Annotated in this window: 18 protein-coding genes; 5 read left to right on the forward strand and 13 right to left on the reverse strand. The window is 71.5% G+C overall.

The window, feature by feature from the left end; translation table 11 throughout:
- Window positions 1-40: 40 nt before the first annotated feature.
- From RIC31_RS03715 to RIC31_RS03765, 11 genes are all read right to left on the reverse strand, one after another.
- Window positions 41-463 carry a type II toxin-antitoxin system VapC family toxin gene (locus tag RIC31_RS03715; RefSeq protein WP_350103230.1) on the reverse strand — a complete coding sequence of 141 codons (423 nt, stop codon included), beginning with the start codon at window positions 461-463 and terminating at the stop codon, window positions 41-43.
- Complete coding sequence (locus RIC31_RS03720) at window positions 460-714, reverse strand: FitA-like ribbon-helix-helix domain-containing protein (protein WP_350103231.1); 255 nt, start codon at window positions 712-714, stop codon at window positions 460-462. Before RIC31_RS03720 ends, RIC31_RS03715 begins: the two co-directional genes overlap by 4 nt.
- Window positions 715-881: 167 nt before the next feature.
- Complete coding sequence (locus tag RIC31_RS03725) at window positions 882-2,729, reverse strand: ABC transporter ATP-binding protein (protein ID WP_350103232.1); 1,848 nt, start codon at window positions 2,727-2,729, stop codon at window positions 882-884.
- Complete coding sequence (locus RIC31_RS03730; protein ID WP_350103233.1) at window positions 2,726-3,649, reverse strand: ABC transporter permease; 924 nt, start codon at window positions 3,647-3,649, stop codon at window positions 2,726-2,728. The genes RIC31_RS03725 and RIC31_RS03730 overlap by 4 nt, the downstream gene beginning before the upstream one ends.
- On the reverse strand, window positions 3,646-4,587 hold the full coding sequence (locus RIC31_RS03735; protein ID WP_350103234.1) for an ABC transporter permease: 942 nt from the start codon (window positions 4,585-4,587) through the stop codon (window positions 3,646-3,648). The genes RIC31_RS03730 and RIC31_RS03735 overlap by 4 nt, the downstream gene beginning before the upstream one ends.
- A 219-nt stretch (window positions 4,588-4,806) precedes the next feature.
- On the reverse strand, window positions 4,807-6,345 hold the full coding sequence (locus tag RIC31_RS03740; protein ID WP_350103235.1) for an ABC transporter substrate-binding protein: 1,539 nt from the start codon (window positions 6,343-6,345) through the stop codon (window positions 4,807-4,809).
- Between the two features lie 210 nt (window positions 6,346-6,555).
- Entirely contained in the window at window positions 6,556-6,858 is a 303-nt protein-coding gene (locus tag RIC31_RS03745; RefSeq protein WP_350103236.1) for a GIY-YIG nuclease family protein, read from the reverse strand.
- Between the two features lie 175 nt (window positions 6,859-7,033).
- On the reverse strand, window positions 7,034-8,158 hold the full coding sequence (locus RIC31_RS03750; protein ID WP_350103237.1) for an NAD(P)/FAD-dependent oxidoreductase: 1,125 nt from the start codon (window positions 8,156-8,158) through the stop codon (window positions 7,034-7,036).
- Window positions 8,158-9,567 carry an FAD/NAD(P)-dependent oxidoreductase gene (locus RIC31_RS03755; RefSeq protein ID WP_350103238.1) on the reverse strand — a complete coding sequence of 470 codons (1,410 nt, stop codon included), beginning with the start codon at window positions 9,565-9,567 and terminating at the stop codon, window positions 8,158-8,160. Before RIC31_RS03755 ends, RIC31_RS03750 begins: the two co-directional genes overlap by 1 nt.
- Window positions 9,557-9,859, reverse strand: a complete 303-nt coding sequence (locus RIC31_RS03760) for a (2Fe-2S)-binding protein (RefSeq protein WP_350103239.1) — start codon at window positions 9,857-9,859, stop codon at window positions 9,557-9,559. The genes RIC31_RS03755 and RIC31_RS03760 overlap by 11 nt, the downstream gene beginning before the upstream one ends.
- Before the next feature lie 10 nt (window positions 9,860-9,869).
- Window positions 9,870-11,036, reverse strand: a complete 1,167-nt coding sequence (locus tag RIC31_RS03765) for an NAD(P)/FAD-dependent oxidoreductase (RefSeq protein WP_350103240.1) — start codon at window positions 11,034-11,036, stop codon at window positions 9,870-9,872.
- A 155-nt stretch (window positions 11,037-11,191) separates the two neighbouring features.
- Here RIC31_RS03765 and RIC31_RS03770 point away from each other — a divergent pair, with 155 nt between their 5' ends.
- Window positions 11,192-11,692 (forward strand): CreA family protein, encoded by a 501-nt coding sequence (locus tag RIC31_RS03770; RefSeq protein WP_502989920.1) that lies wholly within the window; start codon window positions 11,192-11,194, stop codon window positions 11,690-11,692.
- A gap of 12 nt (window positions 11,693-11,704) precedes the next feature.
- On the opposite strand, the gene RIC31_RS03775 is transcribed toward RIC31_RS03770, so the two are convergent.
- Window positions 11,705-13,030, reverse strand: a complete 1,326-nt coding sequence (locus RIC31_RS03775; protein ID WP_350103241.1) for an NAD(P)/FAD-dependent oxidoreductase — start codon at window positions 13,028-13,030, stop codon at window positions 11,705-11,707.
- A 148-nt stretch (window positions 13,031-13,178) separates the two neighbouring features.
- On the opposite strand from RIC31_RS03775, the gene RIC31_RS03780 reads away from it, so the two are divergent.
- From RIC31_RS03780 to RIC31_RS03795, 4 genes are all read left to right on the forward strand, one after another.
- A complete protein-coding gene (locus RIC31_RS03780) occupies window positions 13,179-14,627 on the forward strand; it encodes an amidohydrolase family protein (protein WP_350103242.1) in 1,449 nt (482 codons plus the stop codon).
- Between the two features lie 598 nt (window positions 14,628-15,225).
- Complete coding sequence (locus tag RIC31_RS03785) at window positions 15,226-15,987, forward strand: calcium-binding protein (RefSeq protein ID WP_350103243.1); 762 nt, start codon at window positions 15,226-15,228, stop codon at window positions 15,985-15,987.
- 137 nt (window positions 15,988-16,124) lie between these two features.
- Window positions 16,125-18,317, forward strand: coding sequence for a glycosyltransferase family 2 protein (locus RIC31_RS03790; RefSeq protein WP_350103244.1), 2,193 nt, complete (start codon window positions 16,125-16,127; stop codon window positions 18,315-18,317).
- The gene (locus tag RIC31_RS03795) at window positions 18,314-20,314 is read left to right on the forward strand and encodes a glycosyltransferase (RefSeq protein WP_350103245.1); all 2,001 of its coding nucleotides are present in this window, start codon (window positions 18,314-18,316) and stop codon (window positions 20,312-20,314) included. Before RIC31_RS03790 ends, RIC31_RS03795 begins: the two co-directional genes overlap by 4 nt.
- Here RIC31_RS03795 and RIC31_RS03800 read toward each other — a convergent pair.
- Complete coding sequence (locus tag RIC31_RS03800; protein ID WP_350103246.1) at window positions 20,263-22,095, reverse strand: hypothetical protein; 1,833 nt, start codon at window positions 22,093-22,095, stop codon at window positions 20,263-20,265. The genes RIC31_RS03795 and RIC31_RS03800 overlap by 52 nt on opposite strands.
- Between the last annotated feature and the right edge of the window lie 11 nt (window positions 22,096-22,106).

A 22,106-nucleotide genomic window follows, 5' to 3' on the forward strand; every position in this document is an offset into this window, starting at 1 on the left:
GTGTCTCCCCGGGGCCCGAGTGCCGCGGCGGTTCTGCTGTTCAGCGCGTAACGGTCCAGGGATCGATCACCGTCAGGCCTGCAGCATGGAACGCACTCGTGTCGCGTGATGCAACGGCGAATCCGTGCGCGGCGGCGATCGCGGCGATGTAGCCGTCGGGCGTGGGGAAGCCCTTTCCAGTCGCCCGCGCCCTGACGGCGAGGTCGGCATAGCGCCGCGCCGCGGCGGTATCGAAATGCAAGACGCGTCCGACGAACTGGTCCAGCAAGCCATCGATCCGCGCTGCCAGCATGTCCCTTCGCCTGCCGTCGGGCAGCGCGCCGATGCCGAAGAGAAGCTCGGCGACGGTGATGCTGGACAGGAACAGAGTCTCGGCCGCCTGCGCGTCGAGCCAGGCGAGAACCGATGGGTTGGGTTCGGGCTTGATCGCCTCGGAGACGAGGTTGGTGTCGAGCAGGATCATTCGAAGCGCATCGGCTCGGCGGGACGCGCGTCGCGGATCTGTTCGAGGGCCTCGATATCGGCATTGGTGAGACCCAACTTGCGGCTCGCTTTCGACAGGGCGGTGCCGAGCAGCAGCCGGCCCTCGGGACGCACGGCGGCCTCCAGAATGGCGCGCATCTCCGCTTCGGTGCTGCGATTGTGTCGGGCCGCGCGGACTTTCAGGGCGCGATGTGCCTCCTCTGAGAGGTTGCGGATGGTGACAGCGGCCATGATGGCGTCCTCGACAGGGTGACTGCGACGCTATCAGAATTGGGCGATTGATATCATACTTCAAGAGCGATATCGGCGCTCCCGCGCCGCCGAGCCCCCGGACCGGGGATGCCTAGCCTCTGCGCCTTGTCGGCGAAGGCTATCCCGGATGCCGGGTGCAGTCGATCTCACCCCTCCCGCACGAAATGCTCCGCCCCCACCTGCACCATCGGCGCCGGCTGCGGTTCCCAGCCGAGCGGCCGCACCGGGCTCTTGATCTCCTCGGTCATCAGGCCGCCGCGCGCGCGGCGCAGGCTCGGGTCCGGCACCGGCACCGCGGCGATCAGCCGCTTCGTGTACTCGTGCTGCGGGTTGTCGAGCACGGCGGCGCGCGGCCCGATCTCGACGATCTCGCCGAGATACATCACCGCGACCCGGTGGCTGATGCGCTCGACCACCGCGATGTCGTGGCTGATGAACAGGTAGGCGAGGCCCATCTCGGCCTGCAGCTCCATCATCAGGTTGATGACCTGGGCCTTGATCGAGACGTCGAGGGCCGAGACCGACTCGTCGGCCACCAGCACCTTCGGCTGCAGGGCGAGCGAGCGGGCGATGCAGATGCGCTGGCGCTGGCCGCCGGAGAACTCGTGTGGGAAGCGGATGGCGTGGTCCGGCTCGAGCCCGACCCTGAGCAGCAGCTCGGCGACCCGGCGGTCGGCCGCGGCTCCCTCGGCGATGCCGTGCACCACGATCGGCTCGCGCAGGGCGGCGCCGACGGTCTTGCGCGGGTTCAGGCTGCCATAGGGGTCCTGGAAGATCATCTGCAGCCGGCGGCGCACGGCCCGCAGGTCGGCCTTGCCGAGCTCCATCAGGTCCTGGCCCTCGAAGCGGATGGTGCCGGCGGCCGGCTCGACCAGCCGCAGGATCGAGCGGCCGGTGGTCGACTTGCCGCAGCCGCTCTCGCCGACCAGCGCCAGGGTCTCGCCGGCGCGCAGGCTGAACGACACGTCCTCGACCGCGTGCACCGCGCCGACCGGCCGGCCGAGCAGGCCGCCGCGCACCGCGAAGCGGGTGGTCAGGCCGGCGACCTCCAGGATCGGCGCGCCGCGGCGGTCGGGCTCGTCCTCGGGCTCGGGGGCGGCGGTGTCGATCACGCCGATCTCGCCCTCGCTGCGGCGCAGGTCGACGTTCGGGAAGCGCCGCGGCATGGCGTGGCCGCGCAGGGACCCGAGCTTCGGCACCGCGGTCAGCAGCTGCTTCGTATAGGGGTGCCCGGGGGCGGCGAACAGCCGCTCGGCGGTGGCCTCCTCGACCTTCTCGCCGCGCCACATCACCACCACGCGGTCGGCGATCTCGGCGACCACGCCCATGTCGTGGGTGATGAACATCACCGACATGCCGATCTCGGCCTGCAGTTCGCGGATCAGGCCGAGGATCTGCGCCTGGATGGTGACGTCGAGCGCGGTGGTCGGCTCGTCGGCGATCAGCAGCTTCGGCCGGCAGGCCAGCGCGATGGCGATCATGACGCGCTGGCGCATGCCGCCGGAGAAGGTGTGCGGGAATTCCGTGAAGCGGCGGGCGGCGTCGGGGATGCGCACCAGGTCGAACAGCCGGAGCGCCTCGCGGTCGGCGTCGGCCACCGTCATGCCGCGGTGCCGGCGCAGCGCCTCGGAGACCTGGAAGCCGACGGTCAGCACCGGGTTCAGGCTGGTCATCGGCTCCTGGAAGATCATGCCGATCTCGCCGCCGCGCACGTCGCGCATGCGCTCCTCGGAGAGGTCCGGCAGGTTGCGGCCCTCGAGCTCGATGCGCCCGAGGATGCGGCCGTTGGCGGTCGGCACCAGCCGCATGATCGACAGCGCGGTCACGCTCTTGCCGGAGCCGGACTCGCCGACCACCGCCACGGTCTCGCGCTCGCCGATGTCGAAGGACACGTCGTCGACCACGGTCTTCCACTCGCCGCCGACCCGGAACGCGGTCGACAGGCCGGCGACCCGCAGGACCGGGGCGGCCATCGGCTCGGCCTCGGCACTCATGACTCGCCCCTGAGCTTCGGGTCGATCGCGTCGCGCAGGCCGTCGCCCAGCAGGTTCAGGGCGAACACCACGATCAGGATCGCCAGGCTGGGGAACAGCGCCAGCCAGAAGCTGTCCAGGATGTTCTCGAAGCCCTCGCGGATCATGCCGCCCCAGGTGGCGGTCGGCGGCGACACCCCGAGGCCGATGAAGGCCAGCGAGGCCTCGACCCGGATCGCGGTCGCCATCCACAGCGAGCCCATCACCAGGATCTCCGGCAGGATGTTCGGCAGGATATGGCCCAGCATCAGGCGCAGGTCGGAATAGCCGAGCGAGCGGCCGGCCTCGACGAACTCGCGCTCCTTCACGGTCATGGTCGGGGCCCGGGCGATGCGGGCGAAGGGCGGGATCGCGGTCAGCGCGATGGCGATCACCAGGTTGGCGACGCTGGGGCCCAGCATGGCGACCACGATCAGCCCCAGGATCAGCGACGGGAACGCCAGCAGCACGTCCATGGTCTGCATGATCAGGATGTCGGCGCGGCCGCCGTAGTAGCCGGCGATCAGCCCGATCGCCGAGCCGATCACCATGGCGATGGCGATCGCCAGCAGGCCGATCACCAGCGAGATCCGGGCCCCCCAGATCAGCCGCGAGAGGATGTCGCGGCCGTAGTAGTCGGTGCCCATCCAGTGCTCGGCGGTCGGCGGCTTCAGGCGGTACAGGATGCTCTGGTCGAGCGGGTCGTGCGGGGCGATCCACGGCGCCAGGATGGCGATTACGCAGACCGCGGCGAACAGCCCGAGGCCGACCCAGGAGGTCTTGTTGGTGTTGAACGCGGCGATCAGGCCCTTCCAGGCGGCGACCGTGGTGGTCCGCCAGTAGGCGTGCCGCAGGTCCTGGTCGGGCAGGTCGCGGTCGGGCAGGGGGGAAGCGGTGCTCATTTGTACTTCACCCGCGGGTCGATCAGGCCGTAGGTCAGGTCGGTGAGCAGGTTCACCACCACCACGATCAGCGTGTAGATCACCATCATGCCCTGCAGCATGGTGTAGTCGCGCTGGTTCAGGGCGCCGACGATCAGCTTGCCCAGGCCCGGGCGGTTGAACACGATCTCGGTCAGCACCGAGTTGCCGATCAGGATGCCGAGATAGAGGCCGACCACGGTGACCACCGGGATCATCGAGTTGCGCAGGCAGTGCCGCCAGATGATGGTGGCGAAGGCGATGCCCTTGGCCTGGGCGGTGCGCACGTAGTCCTGGCCCAGCACCTCCAGCATCGACGAGCGCGACACCCGGGTGATGTAGGCGGCCATGATCAGGCCGAGATTGATCGCCGGCAGCGCCAGGTCGCGCATGCGGTCGGCGAAGGTCGTGCCCTGGCCGGAGCTGATCACCGGGAACCAGTTCAGCTGGATCGCGAACACCAGCAGCAGCAGCACCGCCGACACGAAGGCCGGGAACGACAGGCCGAGCAGCGAGGCCAGGCGGGTGACGTAGTCCGGCAGCTGGTTGCGCCGGACCGCCGACCAGACGCCCAGCGGCACGCCGATGATCGCGCCCAGCACCAGCGACACGAAGGTCAGCTCCAGGGTGGCCGGCAGCACCTTCAGGATCTCGGCGATCACCGGCCGGCCGGACACCATCGAGGTGCCCCAGTCGCCGGTCAGCACTCCGGCCATGAACTCGACGTACTGCACAGGCAGCGGCCGATCGAGGCCGAGCCGGGCGCGCAACGCCTCGATCGCCTGCATGCTGGCCTGGTCGCCCAGGATCACCATGGCCGGGTCGCCCGGCAGGATCCGGACGATGAAGAACACGATGGTCAGCACCGCGAACAGCGTGACCACCGCGAAGCCGAGCCGCCTGAGGACGAAACCGCTCATCCGCTCATCCCGGGTGTGTCCTCATGATTGCGCCCGTCGTTTCGTGGGTCCCGGCTCGACCGTGCCGGGGCGGCGCGCCCGTCCGGAATGACGTGGGGCAGGGAACGGACCGTCGCTGTCCGCAGCCCTCTTCCCATTCGTCATTCCGGACCGAGCCGCCGGAGGCGGAGCGGAGCCGGAACCCACCGGCCGCTCCGCGCTTCCGATCGGTCCGCAGCCCTACTTGAACTGCGCCATCTCGGTGACCGGCGGGCTGAGGTTCAGCGAGCCCTTCACGTCGACGCCCAGGTCGAGGTTCGACTTCCAGGCCCACAGCTGCAGGTTCTGGTAGACCGGAACCGCGCAGACCGCCGCCATGATCTTCTGCTGGGCGGTCTTCCACAGTTCGAGCTGCTTCTTCGGGTCCGGCTCGACCCGGGCGGCCCGGATCTCCTTATCCGCCACGTCGCAGTGCGAGAAGTTGGTCACCGCGGTCGGCGTGCCGACGGTCGAGGCGGAGTCGAAGAACTGGGTCAGGTACACGTCGGCGATCGGGAACCGCGCCGCCGAGTAGTGCACCACCTGGCTCAGGTCCTTGCGGATCTGGGCGTGGAAGGTGGCGTGCTCGACCGTGGTGATCTCCAGGTTGATGTTGGCCTCCTTGAGGAGCGCCTGCACCGCCTCGATGGTCGACAGCATGCCCGGCAGGGTGGTGTGGATCGCCTTGATGGTGACTCCGTCCGGGAAGCCGGCCTCGGCCAGCAGCGCCTTGGCCTTGGCGACGTCGAACGGGTACTGCGGGACGTCGTCGGTGTAGCCGAGATAGCCCTCGGGAACGACCGAGACCGACGGCCGGGTAACCGCCTCGCCCTTGAACTTGACCATGGTGTCGCGGTCGATCGCATGGGCGACCGCCTGCCGGACCTTCAGGTTGTCGAGCGGCGGCATGGTCATGTTGAGGCTGAGCACCGACATCTCGCCGGGCTCCATCACCGCCACCGTGGTGTTCGGGATCTTGCTGATCCGCTCGACCCAGGTCTGGTCCTGCTTGCCGTAGATCATGTCGATCTCGCCGGACTGGAAGGCCAGGTCGCGGCTCGCGTCCGACGGGATGTAGCGGTAGTAGATCTCCTTCAGCTTCGGCGCGCCGCGGAAATAGGCGTCGTTGGCCACCAGCTTCACGTATTGCTGCGGCTGGTACTCGGCGAACATGAACGGGCCGGTGCCGATCGGCGTGCGCTCGTACTGCGCGCCCAGGTCCTCGACCGCGTCCTTACAGACCATGTTGCCGCCGTGATACGGCACCAGCAGGCCGAGCAGGCTCGGCACCGGGTTGGCGAGGGTGATCCTGACCTCGTATTTGCCGGTCGCCTCGACCGACTTCAGGGCCGCGTAGTCCTTCGAGAAGCTGGAACTGTCCTTGTTGGACGCCCGGTTGATCGAGAACACCGCGTCCTCGGCGTCGAACTCGCCGTACTTGCCGTGGCACTGCACGCCCTGGCGCAGCTTGAAGGTCCAGGTCAGCCCGTCCTCCGAGGCGGTCCAGCTCTCGGCCAGGTCCGGCTCGATGTCGCCCGGGCTGGCGCGCCCCGGCTTGATCCGCACCAGGCCGTTGAACATCCAGTGCAGCAGCCCCTTGTCGGGCGTGGTGGTCGCGAGGTGCGGGTCCAGCTTGCCGGCGTCGGCGGTCGCGCTGCCGACGTTCAGCGTGGTGCCGGCGGCATGCGCCGTGCTGATCCCGGCCACCATCACGGCGGCCGTCAGTACCTGTCGAAGCATCGTCTTGCCCCCTGTCATGGATGAGAGTTTGAGAATTATTGGTTAAGGGCATTAGACACCGGGGAGGGAGCGCGGGGCAACGCCCGTCGGCTCGTGGGTCGATCGCCCTTCGCTCCGGGATGACGAATGAGAGAGTGTCGACGACCTTCCCCTTCGTCATTCCGGAGAACTCGCGTCAGCGAGTGGCTCCGGGACCCACCCGCTGCTCCGTCACTCAGTCCCGGTCAGCGCCGGATACAGGTCCCGCCACTCCGGGTTGGTGCCCTCGATCAGTGCGATCTTGTAGCGCCTCGGCCAGTCCTTCAGCCGCTTCTCGCGCCGGATCGCTGCGGCCATGTCTGGCAGGGGTTCGTACCAGACCAGCCGGTCGACCCGGTAGCGGGCGCAGAACCCCGAGGGACGCTCGCGGTGGACCCAGACCCGTCGGATCAGATCTGCCGTGACGCCGACGTAGAGCGTGCCGCCGCGCTTCGACGCCAGGATGTAGACGCAAGGTCGGAGCAGCCTCGACATGCCGGCCGATATGGACGGATCGTAGCCGTTTCGGCCCGTCGCCCCGTGGGTCCCGGAGCCACTCGCTGTCGCGAATCCTCCGGGATGACGAGGATGTGGTCGTCCCCTCTCCCTTCGTCATCCCGAAGAGTCCGCGCGAGCGGGCGGCTCCGGGATCCACCGGCCGCCTCGGCGCTCAGGCGAACCGCTCCACCGCGAACGGCGCGAGGTCGAAGCCGTGGTTGCGACCGCGGGCGAGGTCGGCGACCACCTCGCCGATCAGCGGGCACAGCGCGAAGCCGTGGCCGGAGAACGCGAAGGCGTGGATCAGGCCGGGCACGGTGCGGCTCGGCCCCAGCACCGGCAGGTCGTCGGCGGCGATGCCCTCGATGCCGCACCAGGTGCGGACCACCCGGGCGTCGGCCAAAATCGGGAACAGCCGCACGGCGTTGGCCAGGTTCTGGGTCACCCCGGCGAAGTCCAGGTCGCTGTCGCCGGTCGCCAGGTCGGCGCGGCCCTCGAAGCCGCCGCCGATCACCACGGTGCCGTGCTCGGACTGCTTGAGCGACAGCTTGCGGCCATGGGTGCCGATCACCGGTTTCACGAAGGCCGGCACCGGCTCGGTCACGGTCATCTGCAGGGCCACAGGGCGGACCTTCACGGCCTCGCCGACCGCGGCGGCCAGCCCGGCGCCCCAGGCGCCGGCGGCGTTGACGGCGACCCGGGCCCGCAGCTCGGCGCCGCCGGCCAGGGCGACGACCACACCGCCCGGCTCGGCGGTCACCGCCTCGGCCGACGTGTTCTCGCGGATCGTCACGCCGAGCGACCGGGCGGTCCGGCGGAAGGCATGGACCGAGCGCAGCGGGTCGGCGAAGCCGTCGTCCTCGACCACCAGCGCGCCCCGGCAGTGGTCGGCCAGGGACGGCACCCGGGCATACAGCGCGTCGCGGCCGATCAGTTTCTCGTGGTCCCACCCCAGGTCGCGGGTGCGGGCCAGCCGCGCCTCCAGGCCGGCCATCGCCTCCTCGTCCTCGGCCACCCGGACCTGGCTGGACTCGGCGTAGCCGCAATGGTCGCCGAACAGCTCCGGCGCGCGGCGCCACAGTTCCAGGGCCCTGCGGGCCAGCGCGATCTCCGCCGGGTGGCGGTTCAGCGAGCGCACCCCGCCGGCGCTGGCGCTGGAGGCGTGGCGGCCGCAGGTCCTGGCCTCGACCAGGGTCACCGACAGCCCGGCGCGGGCGGCGGCGACCGCGGCCGACAGCCCGATCAGGCCGCCGCCGATCACGGCCAGGTCGACGCGGTCCGGTCCTGCGGCGGTCATCACCATTCCTCCGGGTCGCGGGCGTCGGCAGCGGCGGCGAGCGTCGCGAAGGCCGCCATCGGCACCGGCTTCAGCGGCGGCCGGATTCGCAGGGCGCCGACCTCGGCGACCGTCCGGCCGGTCTCGCGGGCGACGACCTGCGACAGCAACTGCCCGCACATCCGGCCCTGGCAGGCGCCCATGCCGCAGCGGGTCGCGGTCTTGGTGCGGTTCGGGCCATGCGCCCCGGCGGCGACGGCCTGCCGGATCCCGCCGGCGGTCACCTCCTCGCAGCGGCAGACCACGGTCGTGTCGGCGAGCCCGTCCGACGGGTCGCGCGGCGGGTACAGCGCGTCGATCAGCCGGCGGGCGGCGCCGAGCCGGGCGCGCTGCCGCAGCAGGGAGGCCGCCCGACTGCGGAACGCCTGCTCCGGCACCGACCCGAGGGTCCGCAGCACGTCGAGCGCGGCCAGCCGGCCGGACACCAGGGCGACGTCGGCGCCCGCGATCCCGGCGCCGTCGCCGGCGATCCAGACGCCGGTCCGCGAGCTCCGGCCGAAGTCGTCCGCCACCGGCTCGAAGCAGCGCCGGTCGTCGCGCCACACGTGGTCGAGCCGCAGCAGCCGGGTGACCTGGGTGTTCGGCACCACCCCGTCATGCAGGCCGAGCAGGCGGCAGGGCAGGGTGTGCTCGCCGCGGTCGTCGGCGAACCGGACAGCCTCGACCCGGCCGTCGCCGATCGCCGCCAAGTCGCGCACGCCGCGATACACCCTGACCCCCGACAGCGCGTGCCGTGCCAGCAGCAGGAGCCCGCGACCCAGGGTGACCGGATCGCCCAGCAGGGCCGTCGGAAGCATCCCGGCAAGGGGGGGCACGGAGCGGATGGGCGGCCCGGTGTCCAGCACCGCCGACACGGTTCCGCCGGCCGCGGCGACCTGCGCCAGATAGAGCAGCGGCAGCGGCCCGTGCCCGGCGACCACCAGGCCGCCGCCGTCCCGGCCGGGCAGCAGCCCGCCGGTCTTCAGGGCGGTCTGCAGGGCGCCGACGCCGAGCACCCCGGGCAGGGTCCAGCCCGGGATCGGCACCGGCCGCTCCATCGCCCCGGTCGCCAGCACCAGCGCCCGCGCCCGGGTCCGGCCGAGCTCGCCCCGGCTCATCCAGGTCAGCGTCGGGCCGTCGTCGTCGAAGGCGACCTCCACCAGGGTGGTGCCGGTCCGCAGGACGGTGCCGCCTGACCGGACCTGCCGGATCAGGTCGAGGCCGGCCCGGTCGCCGCCGCGCGCTTCCAGACTGCGCCAGACCTGCCCGCCGGGCGCCGGCTGCTCGTCGATCAGCACGGTGCGCAGGCCGCCGCCGGACGCCGCGGCCGCCGCCGACAGCCCGGCCGGCCCGGCGCCGACGATCGCCAGGTCGACGCTCTCAACGGTCATGCCGGGCCTCCGCGGCGCGGGCGGTACGCACGACCAGTCCCTCGCGGACCGGTTCCAGGCAGGCCTGGGCTTGGCGGCGGCCGTCGATCTCGCACAGGCAGCCGAAGCACGTCCCGATCAGGCAGTAGGGCGCGACCGTGTTGCCGGTCTTGCCGCTCGCGGCGAAGGCGGCGCAGCCGACCGCCAGCAGCGCGGTCGCGACGCTGTCGCCGGCGACCGCCGCGACCGGCTCGCCGTCGACCTCGATGGTCACCCGGGCGCCGGCCGGGGCCCTGCGCAGGAAGCTGTTCATCCGAGCGCCCTCATCCGTGCAGCGTCAGGCCGGCGTCGAGCCCGGCACCGCCGCCCTCGGCGAAGCGCGCCCGCCGGAACGCGTCGAGCGCCAGGCGCGGCGGGTCGCCGACCGCCAGGTCGCGCAGCAGCAGCGCGGTCATCGGCGCGATCCCGAAGCCGTGGCCCGAGAACCCGGCGGCGATCACCAGGCCGGCGATCTCCGGCGCCCGCTCGATCACCGGCAGCGCGTCCGGGGTCAGGTCGAGCAGGCCGGCCCATACCCGGGCGATCCGGGCCTCGCGGAACACCGGCAGCGCGGCCGCGACGGTCTCGATGGTGCGCGCCACGCCGTCGACCGAGGGATTGACCACCGGCACCGGATCGTCGTCCATGGCGCCGTGCCAGTGCGTGGCACCGCTGGTAACCCGCAGCCGGCCGTCGAGCTGCTGGCGCGCCGCGAAGTCGGCGTTGGCCGCCCCCAGCACCGGCTTCAGCAGCGGCGGCACAGGGGCGGTCTGCAGCACCGTCACCATCGGCACCCGCAGCGGCACGGTCAGGGCCAGCGGCGTCAGCAGGTCGTTGGCATGCACGCCGCCGGCGACCACGCAGGCGCCGCAGCCGATCCGCACCGCGTCGGTGACCACGCCGGTGACCCGGTCGCCCCGGACCTCGATCGAGCGCACCGCCTCGCCGAGCCGGAAGGTCGCGCCGTGACGCTCGGCGGCGGTCCGGTAGGCGGCGACCGTGGCCAGCGGGTCGGCATGACCGTCGGTCGGGCAGAACGAGGCGGACAGCACGGTCGGCGCGACCGCCGGGGCGACCGACCGCACCGCGTCGTTGCCGTCCAGATAGGTCAGGTCGAGCCCGGCCGCGCACTGGTCGTCGACCAGCCGCCGGATCACCCCGGTCTCGTCCTCGGTGCGGGCCAGCCGCAGGTTGCCGCCGCGGGTGTAGCCGGTGTCTGCGCCCAGCTCTTCCGCCAGCGCCGGCCACATCGCGACCGCGGCGCGCGCCAGCGGCAGCTCGGCCGGGTGCCGTCCGGACTGCCGCACCCCGGCCAGGGTCCAGCCGGACGCCATGGCGGCCGGTGCGTAGCGCTCGACCACCACCACCCGGTGACCCTCGCGGGCGAGCTGCCAGGCGGTCGCGCAGCCGTTGATGCCGCCGCCGACGATCACAATATCCGGTGCGGTCATGGCGGCGTACACCTTGCTGGGCAGGATCGGATGGCGCCGGCACGGTGGCCGGAAAGCGGGGGTCGGAACACTACCGCACCTGCGCCCGGCGTGTTCAAGAGAGAACACCGCCTGCGGTCCGACGGGCGGCGCAACGCTTCACGCGAGGATGGAAAATGGACGCGAGGATTTCCGGTGCCTGGCGGTCGGGCCGCGCATTGCTGGCCGGGTTGACGATGGCTGCCGCTGCCTTGTCCGCCCCGGCGGCGGCCGACGAGATCGGCGAGGTGAGCACTGCCTTCAAGCTGCTCGGCGCCAACCACAAGATCGTCGTGGAGGCCTTCGACGACCCGAAGGTGAAGGGCGTCTCCTGCTTCGTATCGCGCGCCAAGACCGGCGGCATCAAGGGGTCGCTCGGACTCGCCGAGGATACCTCGGACGCCTCGATCGCCTGCCGCCAGACCGGCCCGGTCACCCTCGGGACCGACTTGGAGGAGGGTGAGCGGGTGTTCCGCGAGCGGACCTCGATCCTGTTCAAGACCATGCAGGTCGTGCGGTTCTTCGACGAAACGCGCAACACGCTGGTCTACCTGATCTATTCCGACAAGCTGATCGACGGGTCGCCGAAGAACGCGATCTCCGCCGTGGTCGTCCGGCCCTGGCCGGACGGCGGTTGAGCGGGGCGGCCCTCAGGCCTCCTCACCGGCCACGACACCGCCCGGTTCCCCGAACCGGGAGAACCGCAGCGACGACAGGTCCATCATCGCCGGCTCGCCCCGGATCATGCCGGCCATCGCCTTGCCGAGGCCGGGCCCGATCCCGAAGCCGTGGCCGGACAGCCCGGTGGCGATGAACAGCCCGGGGATCGCGTCGACAGGGCCGAAGGCCGGCACCTCGTCGGGCGTCACGTCGATCATGCCGGCCCAGCGCTCGACCGGCCTGGCGTCGGCGAGCTGCGGGTACAGCGACCGGGCCGCCCGCATGACGTCGTCGAGCAGCGCATGGTCGGGCTCCGGGTCCCAGGTCCGGGTCGCCTCGAACGGGCTCATCTGGTCCTCGCGCCAGCTGCGCTGGCCGAGCGCGTCGAAGAACGGCCGGCCGAACCGCAGCTTGATGTTTCGCCATTCCCGGCGCAGCACCGGGGTGAAGGCGCGGAAATGCGTGAACGCCGCCGGGATGACGTCGAATCGCGAGGCGCCGCTGCGCGCGATCGTGTAGCCGCCGTCCTGGCGCGGCCGGATCGAGGCCGAGACCCCGCCGAAGGTGCTCTCCGAGAGCCGCGGCGCCGGCGTGGTGCGCTGCACCGACGACTTCACCGCCAGCTGCGGCAGCGACAGCCCGATATTCTCCAGGAACGGCCGGGACCAGACGCCGCCGGCCAGCACCACCGACCGGCAGGCGATCCGGCCGTGCTCGGTCACCACGCCGGCAATCCGGCCGCCCTCGCGGTCGACGGTGCGCACGGCGGTCCGCTCCAGCACGACGGCGCCGAGCTTCTCGGCGGCGCGGGCGATCGCCGGGACCGCCTTGGCCGGTTCGGCGCGGGCGTCGCTCGGTGTGTGCAGGGCCCCCAGGAACCGCCGGTCGGTGCGGCCCAGCATGGCGTCGACCTCGGCCGGGCTCAGCATCCGGCTGTCGAGCTGGAACGGCCGCGCGCTCTCCAGCCAGGCCTCGTGGCGGGCCAGGTCCTTGGCGGTCTCGGCGAGGTAGGTGACGCCGCCGACCGCGAAGCCGATGTCCTCGTCGAGGTCGGCGACGATCTGGTGCCAGCACCGCATGCTCTCGATCATCAGCGGCAGCTCGCGGACGTCGCGGCCCTGCTTGCGGACCCAGCCCCAGTTCCGCGACGACTGCTCGCCGGCGATCCGGCCCTTCTCGCACAGCACCACCGAGACCCCGGCGCGGGCCAGGTAGTAGGCGGTGCTGACGCCGGCGACGCCGCCGCCGATCACCACCACGTCGGCGGAGGCGGGAAGGGCGCGGCCCGGGGCGTTGGCGGCGGTCGATGACGGCACGGGATCCTCGGGGGCTGGCGGGGCGGGAGGGCGAAATCTTGCGGACCCAGGAGAATCCGGGGCGACGATGGAATAATGTGCGAGCCTACGCGGCCTGGAAAGGCCGATGTTGCACCGCGGAACAGCCTGGCAGACCGGAGAAGCACCAATGGCCGACATCCTCGTCGTCAACGGAGTCGTCGTCACCGTCGACCCCGAACGCAGGGTGATCGAGGACGGCGCGGTGGCGATCGCCGGCGACCGCATCGTCGCGGTCGGACCGGCCGCCGAGGTGACGGCGGCGCATCCCGCACCTCGGGTGATCGACGCCCGCGGCAAGGCGGTGCTGCCCGGGCTGGTCGACGGCCACGCCCATGCCGGGCACGGGCTGATCAAGACCATGGGCGGCGGCCGGGGCGCGCTGTGGTACGAGGCCTGCGAGACCGTCTACACGGTGGCGTCGACCGAGGCGTTCTGGCGGGCCGAGGCCGAGCTGGCGGCGCTGGAGCGGCTGACCTTCGGGGTCACCACCGGGGTCTCGCTGCTGGGCGGCGGCGACACCATCCTGCGCACCGACGACCCGGCCTATGGCGACGCTCACTGCGCCGGGGTGGCGGCGGTCGGGACCCGCTCGGTGGTCGCGGTCGGCCCGACCCGGCCGCCGCATCCGCGGCGCTATGCCGATCCCGAACGCGGGACCGAGCGGCTGGTCGGCTTCGACGACCAGATGGCGACCTGCCGGGCGCTGATCGACCGCTGGCACGGCAGCCATGGCGACCGGTTGCGGATCGCGCTGATCACCCCGACCCTGCGCGACGAGCATGTGAGCGGACTGGAACCGGGCGACCTGGCGGCGGCCCGCGACCAGGCCCGGTCGGTGCGGGCGCTGTCGCGCGAGCGCGGCCTGTTGTTCACCCAGGACGGCCACAGCACCGGCAGCGTTCGGATCGCCCACGATCTCGGCCTGCTCGGCCCGGACGCGCTGCTGTCGCACGCCACCGGCCTGACCGAGGAGGAGATCGAGCTCTGTGCCGCGACCGATACCCGGATCGTGAGCAACCCGAGCGCGGTCGCGGCGATCATGGCGCGCTGCCCGGTGACCGAACTGCTGGAGAAGGGCGTCACGGTCTGCTTCGGCTCCGACGCCACCGCGCCGGACCGGTCGGCCGACCTGTTCCGGCACATGCAGCAGGGCATGCACTACCACCGGACCTTCCATCGCGACCCGAGCTGGCTGCCGCCGGGCAAGGCGCTGGAGATGGTCACCATCGACGCCGCCCGGGCGCTGGGCATGGAGTCGGAGATCGGGTCGCTGGAACCCGGCAAGAAGGCCGACCTGATCCTGGTCGACCTGCGTCGGCCGCACCTGTACCCGGCGAACATGCCGGTGTTCCGGGTCGTCTATTTCGCCAACGGCAACGACGTGCACACCGTGATCGTCGATGGCGAGGTGATGCTGGCGGATCGCCGGCCGACTCGGGTGGACGCAGACGCCGTGCTGGACGCGGCCCAGCGCGAGACCGAGCTGATGCTCGATCGCACCGGCTTCCGGTCGATGCTGGATACCCCGGACGGGTTCTGGCGGGCGGTCCGGGCGGGGGCGGAGTTCCGGGACTGACGATTGGGCGTATGGCCCCGCGTGGGGCGGGCGGCCGGGGAACGCGGCGCGCGCTGTCGGCTTGCCTCGCGTTGTCACGACAGCGTCGGTATCACGAGAACGTGAAGGCTGTGTGCCCGGCCGGCATTCCGGTCCGCAACCGCATGGAACCGGGGAGCGCCTGCGAACTCTGGTGATGGCCCCTGACGCCGAGGCGGAAACGTCTTCCGAACTCTGGCTGTTAACTAAAATATTTTCGATTGTTCTCAAAGCCCGTCTGGTGCGTATAGTATGGAAGAGCGTACCGAGGTACTTGGCTACTGATACTCCATAGAAGCTCGGAATTTGTACGCACGGGGATGAGTGCTCGGTCCGCTGGGCCGGGATGGCGTCACGAGAGTTCGTGGCGCTGGATGATCAGGAGGGCGGGGTCGTGGCGACAGTCGCAGGCGGAATTTTCGATACTTCTACCAACACGAACGTCGACGCCAGTCAGGGCGCGTCGATTTCCAGCTTCCTGGATTCTCTCGGGATTTCCGAGACGAGCCTTACTCAGGTCACCGTATCGACGACAGGGACGAACACGATCGCGGACACCGTCCCGTCGGCGACCTTCTCCGTGTCGAGCGGAACGACCGCCAACGTCGTGCTGTCGGGATCGACGGGCAAGACGGTGATCGTGACGGGTAGCGGCAATGCCTCGATCCAGGGCAGCGCGGGCGGTGACAGCGTGCTCGGCGGTGCCGGTGGCGACAGCATCACCGGCGGCGGCGGCGACGACCAGGTCCGCGGCGGCGACGGCAACGATGTTCTGTTCGGCGGCGAGGGCACCGACATCCTGTATGGCAACGTCGGGAACGACGCCATCGGGTCGGATGCCGGCGCCGACACGTTCTACGGCGGGATGGGCAACGACACCATCACCGGCGGCGCGGACAACGACGTCGAATACGGAAACCGCGACTCCGACGTGGCCTACGGCAACACCGGCAATGACGTCGTCTACGGCAACCAGCAGAACGACACCCTCTACGGCGGCCAGGGCAACGACGTGCTGTACGGCGGCCAGGACGAGGACGTTCTGTACGGCAACCTCGGCGACGACACGCTGCACGGGAACCTCGGCGGCGACGCCTTCGTGTTCACCAGCAACGGCGGCAACGACGTGGTGGCCGACTTCGTGGGCGGCACCGACTCGATCCAGATCGCGTCGAACATCAACGGCCTGAGCATCGCATCCTCCAGTGATCTGCTGACCCTGATCTCCAGCGACAGCAGCGGCAACGCGGTGATCACGCTGGGCAGCCAGACCATCACGCTGACCGGTATCACCGAGGCGAACCTGAAGGCCAACATCAGTTCCTGGGTGCAGATCATCTGATCCCCTGAGCAGACCGGAATCCCGAACCCCAGCCGGCGTCGGCTGGGGTTCTTGCGTTGCGGGACCTTTGATATCCTCGCCGCGCGGACGCTGGACCGACGGTCCCGGCTAGGAAGGCGTTCCGACGGGGGGCGAGAATGCTATTCGCGGTCGCGGACGACGTGGTCCTTGCCTGGTTCGCCGATCTCCCGGTGGCGACCAGGACGTCGCAACTCACGCTCACCGTCGATGACCGGCCGCTTGCCCCGCCCTACGTGCTGTTCGGCGCCGGGCGGGTCGAGGCACCCGGAAACGGCGTCGCCGTGCTGTTGCGACACCCCGGCGGTTCCGGTGCCCTGACGGCGACGCAGCCGGACGGCAGGGTGCACCGGGTGGCGCTGACGGCCGAGGCGGCGCTTCCGGACCTGGTACCGAGACTGCTGCCGGAGTCGCGGGCGGTGTTGCTCCGGAATATGCTGGAGACCGTCCCGGCGCATCTGCGGCGCAACGGACCCGCGCTGGCCAGGGCCTGCGCCGGCCTGCTGGATGCGGCCGGGGTCGTGCCGGCGACCGCGGCCGCGGCAATCGCGCTCGGCGACGACCGGATCCTGGTGCGTTGCGCGGCGCGTGACGTGGGGGCGCTGGGCGGGGCCTTCCGGATTGCGGCGGACGGCGTGAGACGCGAGGCCGGTCCGATCGACGGCCCGAATGCCGGCCGGCACTGGATCCTGGCGGCGATCGGCGGTGCCGCCCCGGTCGCCGACCGTCTCGTCGGATTCTCCGGCTCGGCGATCTGGCAGCTCCGGCTCGACTCTGTCCGTCCGCGCCCGGCCGATGCCCTGTTCCGCTATCTCGAAGGCATGAAGCCCGAGGGCGCGATGCGATTCGTCCAAGCCCTCGAGCGATGGGCGTCTTCAGCGCAGGCGCCGAGGGCGTGCGCGCTGATCGAGGACTGCCGCGTATTCTTCGGCGGTACTGCCCGCGGGGCCGACGGCCAGCCGGTGAAGCTGTTCGGCTACGGCATCGATGCGGTGGTGCCGTTACCGGACGGCGGCGTGTTCGTGCGTGGCTGGCTGTTCGATCCGACCGGCCGGGTGGATCGGCTGGACGCCGTCGATGCCATGGGAACCAGGATCGCCCTGCCGGAGCTGTGGCCGGTCGTCAGCGCCGAGGCGTCGGATCGCTGGCGCAACGCCGGCCTGCCGGTGCCCGAGCGGGCCGGCTACGTCGCCTACGCCCAGGGCGGGGTGAGCGGTCCGTGGGGCATCGAGGTGGTGCTGCACAGCGGTGCGCGCTTCGAGGTCACGGTGCCGTCCTGCGACCCCGATCCCCGGCGGGCCCGCGACGCGATCCTGATCAGCCTGGCTGCGTCGGCCGAGATCGACGGCGCGATCATCCATGCCGTCGCGCCGGCGGTGGAGCGGCTGCACGCCGCCCATATGGCCCGCTATCCCGCAGCCGCCCGGGTCCGGGCGCAGGTCCGGATCGGCAGGGCGATCGCCGAACCCCGGGCCTCGCTGATCGTGCCGCTGTACCGGAGCCTGAACTTCATCGGGTTCCAGGAGGCTGCCTTCGCCCGCGATCCTGAAATGGACGACGTCGAAGTCATCTATGTCCTCGACTCGCCGGAGCAGGTGGAGTTCCTGGAAGGACGTCTGCGTGGCGAGCACCTGATCTACGGCCGCCCTGCCACCATGGTCGTCCATGCCGCCAACCTGGGTTTCGCCGCGGCGGTCAACACCGGCGCCCGGATCGCGCGCGGCCGCGACCTGGTGCTCCTGAACTCCGACGTGATCCCCGACGAGCCGGGCTGGCTCGGACCGCTGCTGGCCGCCCTGGATCGCCCGGGGGTCGGCGCGGCCGGCGGGCAGCTGCTGTACTTCGACGACTCCCTGCAGTTCGCCGGGCTGTATTTCGACCGTTCGCCCGACGGCTGCTGGTTCAACCGGCACATCGCCAAGGGCTTTCCCCGCAGCTATCCGGCAGCCAACCTGGCGCGCGAGGTCCCGGCCCTGACCGGGGCGTGCCTGGCGGTGCGGCGCACGCTGTACGACCGTCTGGGCGGATTCGACGAGAACTTCGTGATCGGCGACTTTGAGGATTCCGATTTCTCGCTGCGCGTGAGGGCCGCCGGCCTGACATGCTGGTACGAGCCGGCGGCCGTGCTCTACCACGTTGAGCGGCAGTCCATCGACCGGCACGAGGCCCACGGCAAGAGCGTCGCCACCATGGTCAACCGCTGGCGGCAGCACCGCCAGTGGGGGACTGTGATCGCGGAGCTGATGGCGGATGCGGAGGTCCGCTGGGGTGTTCCCGCCAGCATGATGCCCGAGATCGAACGGCTGGCATGACGCGGGCGCGGGTCACGGACAAGCTCCGGCTTGCCGGCGTTGCGGCGCGGCCGGCGTCCGCCGATTTCCCGATCGCGATTCCCCGTCTGCTGGTCGCCATCCACGAGCAGCGCCCCGACCTCGCCGAGCGCTTCGATCTCGACGATCCCGAGGGGCGCGCGGGCTACGTGACGTGGTGCCTGACCGAAGGCAGGAACGACTATCGCGGAATCGTCGACCTGGCGCGGGTCGGGGTGTTCCCGGGACTGAACGAGCCCGACCCGTCGTGCGCGACCGTCGACCCGACGCCGGTCACGGGCCTGATGCGGCTTGCCTGGCGCGCCCGCGATGATGCGCGTGCCGCCTTCCCCTTGCCGGAGGCGACCGAGGCCTTCGTGTGGTGGTTCGTCCTGCACGGCGCCCGCGAGCTCGGCTTCGACGATCTCGTCGGTCCTGCGACCCGGGACGATCTCAACCGGCCGATGCTGCCGTCCGACGACCCGGACACCCCGCCGATCACCCGGGTGATGGGGTACCTGTGGCGGGTGCGTCCGGATCTGCAGGCGGCGTTCGGCCTGCAGCTGGCGGACATGCGCTGCCGATACGTCCGCTGGTACCTCACGGTCGGCGTTCGCGAGCACGACCTGACCTGGCTGCTGACACCGGAGCAGAGGGACTGGCTGCACGGCGCTTGGCCGGGCGCGCCGGGCTCCGGGGTGTCGAACCTGATGGGCGAGAGCTGGAGCACCGACCCCGCGCTGCGGGAGCGTTTCGACCTGGCCGAGCCGTCGGGGGCGGCGGGACTGATCGAGTGGTGGCGAACGCACCGCATTCCGCCGCCCGGTTCCGGCGATTCGGTCGAGCAGGCGGGCGTCCGGCAGGGGAACGACGACTTCGCGACCGGCGTCGACCTGTTCGGCTACACCCGCGGTGAACTCGGCATCGGCGAGGACGTGCGGATGCTGGCCCGCGCGCTCGCGACCACCGGGGTGCCGCACGCCGCCATCGACGTCCGGCCGGACCCGTCGGTCCGCCAGGACGACCGGCGGCTCGACGGCATCCTGGCGGAACGGCCGTGCCACCGGGCCGTGGTGTTCGCAATGACCGGCGTGGAGACCGTCCGGGTCGTCGCGACCCGCGGCTTCGCCGAACTGCGCGGGCGCTACGTCATCGGGCACTGGCCGTGGGAACTGCCGGTCTGGCCGGGACGCTGGGACGGCGCCTACGATCTGGTCGACGAGATATGGACGATCAGTCGATTCACCCATGACGCCTTCGCCGGGAGGGCGCCGGTGCCGGTCGTGATCATGCCGCCGGCAGTCGAGCTGCCGGCCGATCACGGCCGTTGGCACCGCAGCGACTTCGGACTGCCGGAGAATGCCTTCCTGTTCCATTTCAGCTTCGATTTCCTGTCCTATCCGCACCGCAAGAACCCCTGGGCGTGCGTCGAGGCCTTCCGTCGCGCGTTTCCGTCGCCGCGCGAGCCGGTCGGTCTGGTGGTCAAGACCATGCGGGCCGAGCATGGCAGCGTCGCCTGGCGACGGTTGCGCCGGGCGGCCGCCGAGGACCCGCGCATCGTGCTGCTCGACCGTACCCTGTCGCGGTCCGAGACCATCGGGCTGATGGCCAGCACCGACGCCTATCTGTCGCTGCACCGCGCCGAGGGCTTCGGGCGCGGCCTGGCGGAGGCCATGCTGGCGGGGCGGCCGGTGATCGCCACCGGGTATTCGGGCACTGCCGACTTCGTGACCGAGGCCACCGGCTTCCCGGTCGACTACCGGCTGGTCGCGGTCCGCCCGGGCCAGTATCCGGGTGGCGAGAAGCAGCACTGGGCCGACCCGGACATCGACCATGCAGCGGCCCGGTTGCGCCAGGTCTACGAGGACGCCGACAACACCCGCCTGATCGCCGAGGCCGGCCGCCGGCATGCCGAGCAGGCGTTCTCGCCCCTGGCCGCCGGTGCGCGCTACCGCGAGCGGCTGGCCTCCCTCGGCCTGCTCGATCCGGACGGCCGATAGCGGATACTCGACAGGCGGAACAGCAGAGGCCGGGCGTCCGGGCCGTCCTGGGCCGTCCGCCAGGGACCGTCGGGCGCGATCTCGATGCTTCCGGTGCCAGACGGCAGCTCGATCGGCCAGACGAACTCCCCGGTCGCCGGCAGCTCGAAGCGATCGATCGTCCGGGCGTCGCCCGCCGATCGCGCGACCAGCGGGCAGGCGGCGGCGAGCATCCCGTCGGCCCGGCCGGTCAGCAGCAGCAGGCCGCCCGCCGACAGCGGCTCGCCGTGCAACCGCAGGCCACCGAGGACACCGCCGTCGGGGCGAGCGTCGTGCCGCATCCAGCCGGGGGCCAGGGCTGGCTGCCGGGACGCGCGAAGCGGCCAGACGCCGACGTCGATCGCCGCCAGGGCCGCCGCTTCGCCGGCCGCCGGGAGCTTCCATCGACCGCCTTCCGACAGCAGCCCGGCCGCATGCCGGCGCTCGTCGGCGGTCAGCACCGCGACCCGGGCCCGGCGCCAGCGGGCGTACAGGCCCGGATCGGCCGCAGGATCGTCGGGCCAGGGCGCGAGGTGGCCATCCGGATGCCGAATCGCCGACGCCGCCGCATAGGAGACCCGGCGCTCGTCGAGGCAGGCGAGCGCCTGGGCCACGGCCTGCGGGAACGGGCGGACCCCCGCGGGCACCAGCATCGTCGGCGCCGGGCCGCGGCCGAGCGCTTCGGCCAGGCTGCCGGCGCTCTCGGCTCCGGCCGGCAGGGCGAGGCCGCGCGGCGGGGCGACGGCGATCATGCGGCCGGTGCCGGCCAAGGCTGCCACCGCCTCGACGGTGCGCTGCCAGGCAGTCGGCGTCCGGCCGGCCCCGCCGGCGACGATCAGGTCGAGTCCCGATGCCGGCGGATCGGCCGGCGCCAGTTCGACGGCAAGTCCCTCCGACACCGTGAGCCAGAGGTCACCCGGGGCGTCGATCGCGAGTCGAGACGTCAGGGAGCCGACGGTCGGAGGCGGCAGCTCCGCGACGATGCCGTGCTCGCCCCGCAGGACGACACCGCCGCCACGCGGCGACGGGGCGAGCCGGCGGACGACGAGGCGGAGGCCCGGGACCCGTTCGGAATCCAGGTGGATGGGGCCGCTGCTTCGACGGTCCGCGGGCACCAGCGGGCAATCCTCGAGCAGCATCCGACGCAGCGCCTCAAGGGTCTGCATGAGCGCTGCCGGCGAACGGTCGGTCGGGGCCAGGCCGATCTGACCCATCAGCGCCGGCAGGGATTTCCGGACCCCTGCCGCCGGCGTGTCGACCGGCTGTCCAAGGTCGAGCCAAAGGTCGATCGGCGGCAGCCGGTCGGCGTCGGCCTCGATCGAGACATTGGCGCCGGCCGCCCCGATCGGCAGCCTGCCGGGTGGCGCCAGCAGCCAGAACTGCCAGCCCGGTGCGTTCGCCGCCAACTGCAGCGCCAGGTCTTCGAGATGCGGATCGGCACCGGTCAGGTCGACACCGAGCGTCACCTTGGCCGGGAACGGCCGGCGCGGCAGCCGGTCCCGCAGGCGCCGCAGGTAGTCGTGGTAGGCGCCGTCCAGCCGGCCTTCCGAGACCGCGGCCGCCGCCTTCGGGTGGGTCGCCAGATACCATTCGGCGGCGAAGTCGGCGTTCGGCTGCCGGCCCTCCCGGCTGCCGATGTCGACGAAATGAGCCAGCGCCGCGGCGGCGTCCCCCGGCGCCAGGTCCGGATAGGCGCTGCGGTACCAGTGGGCGTCGAACCGGTCGGCATCCAGGCGGAAATCGAGGGCGGGCCGCCCGGTCATGACGAGGCCTC

This window comes from Thalassobaculum sp. (assembly GCF_040219615.1).
Lineage (GTDB): Bacteria > Pseudomonadota > Alphaproteobacteria > Thalassobaculales > Thalassobaculaceae > Thalassobaculum_A.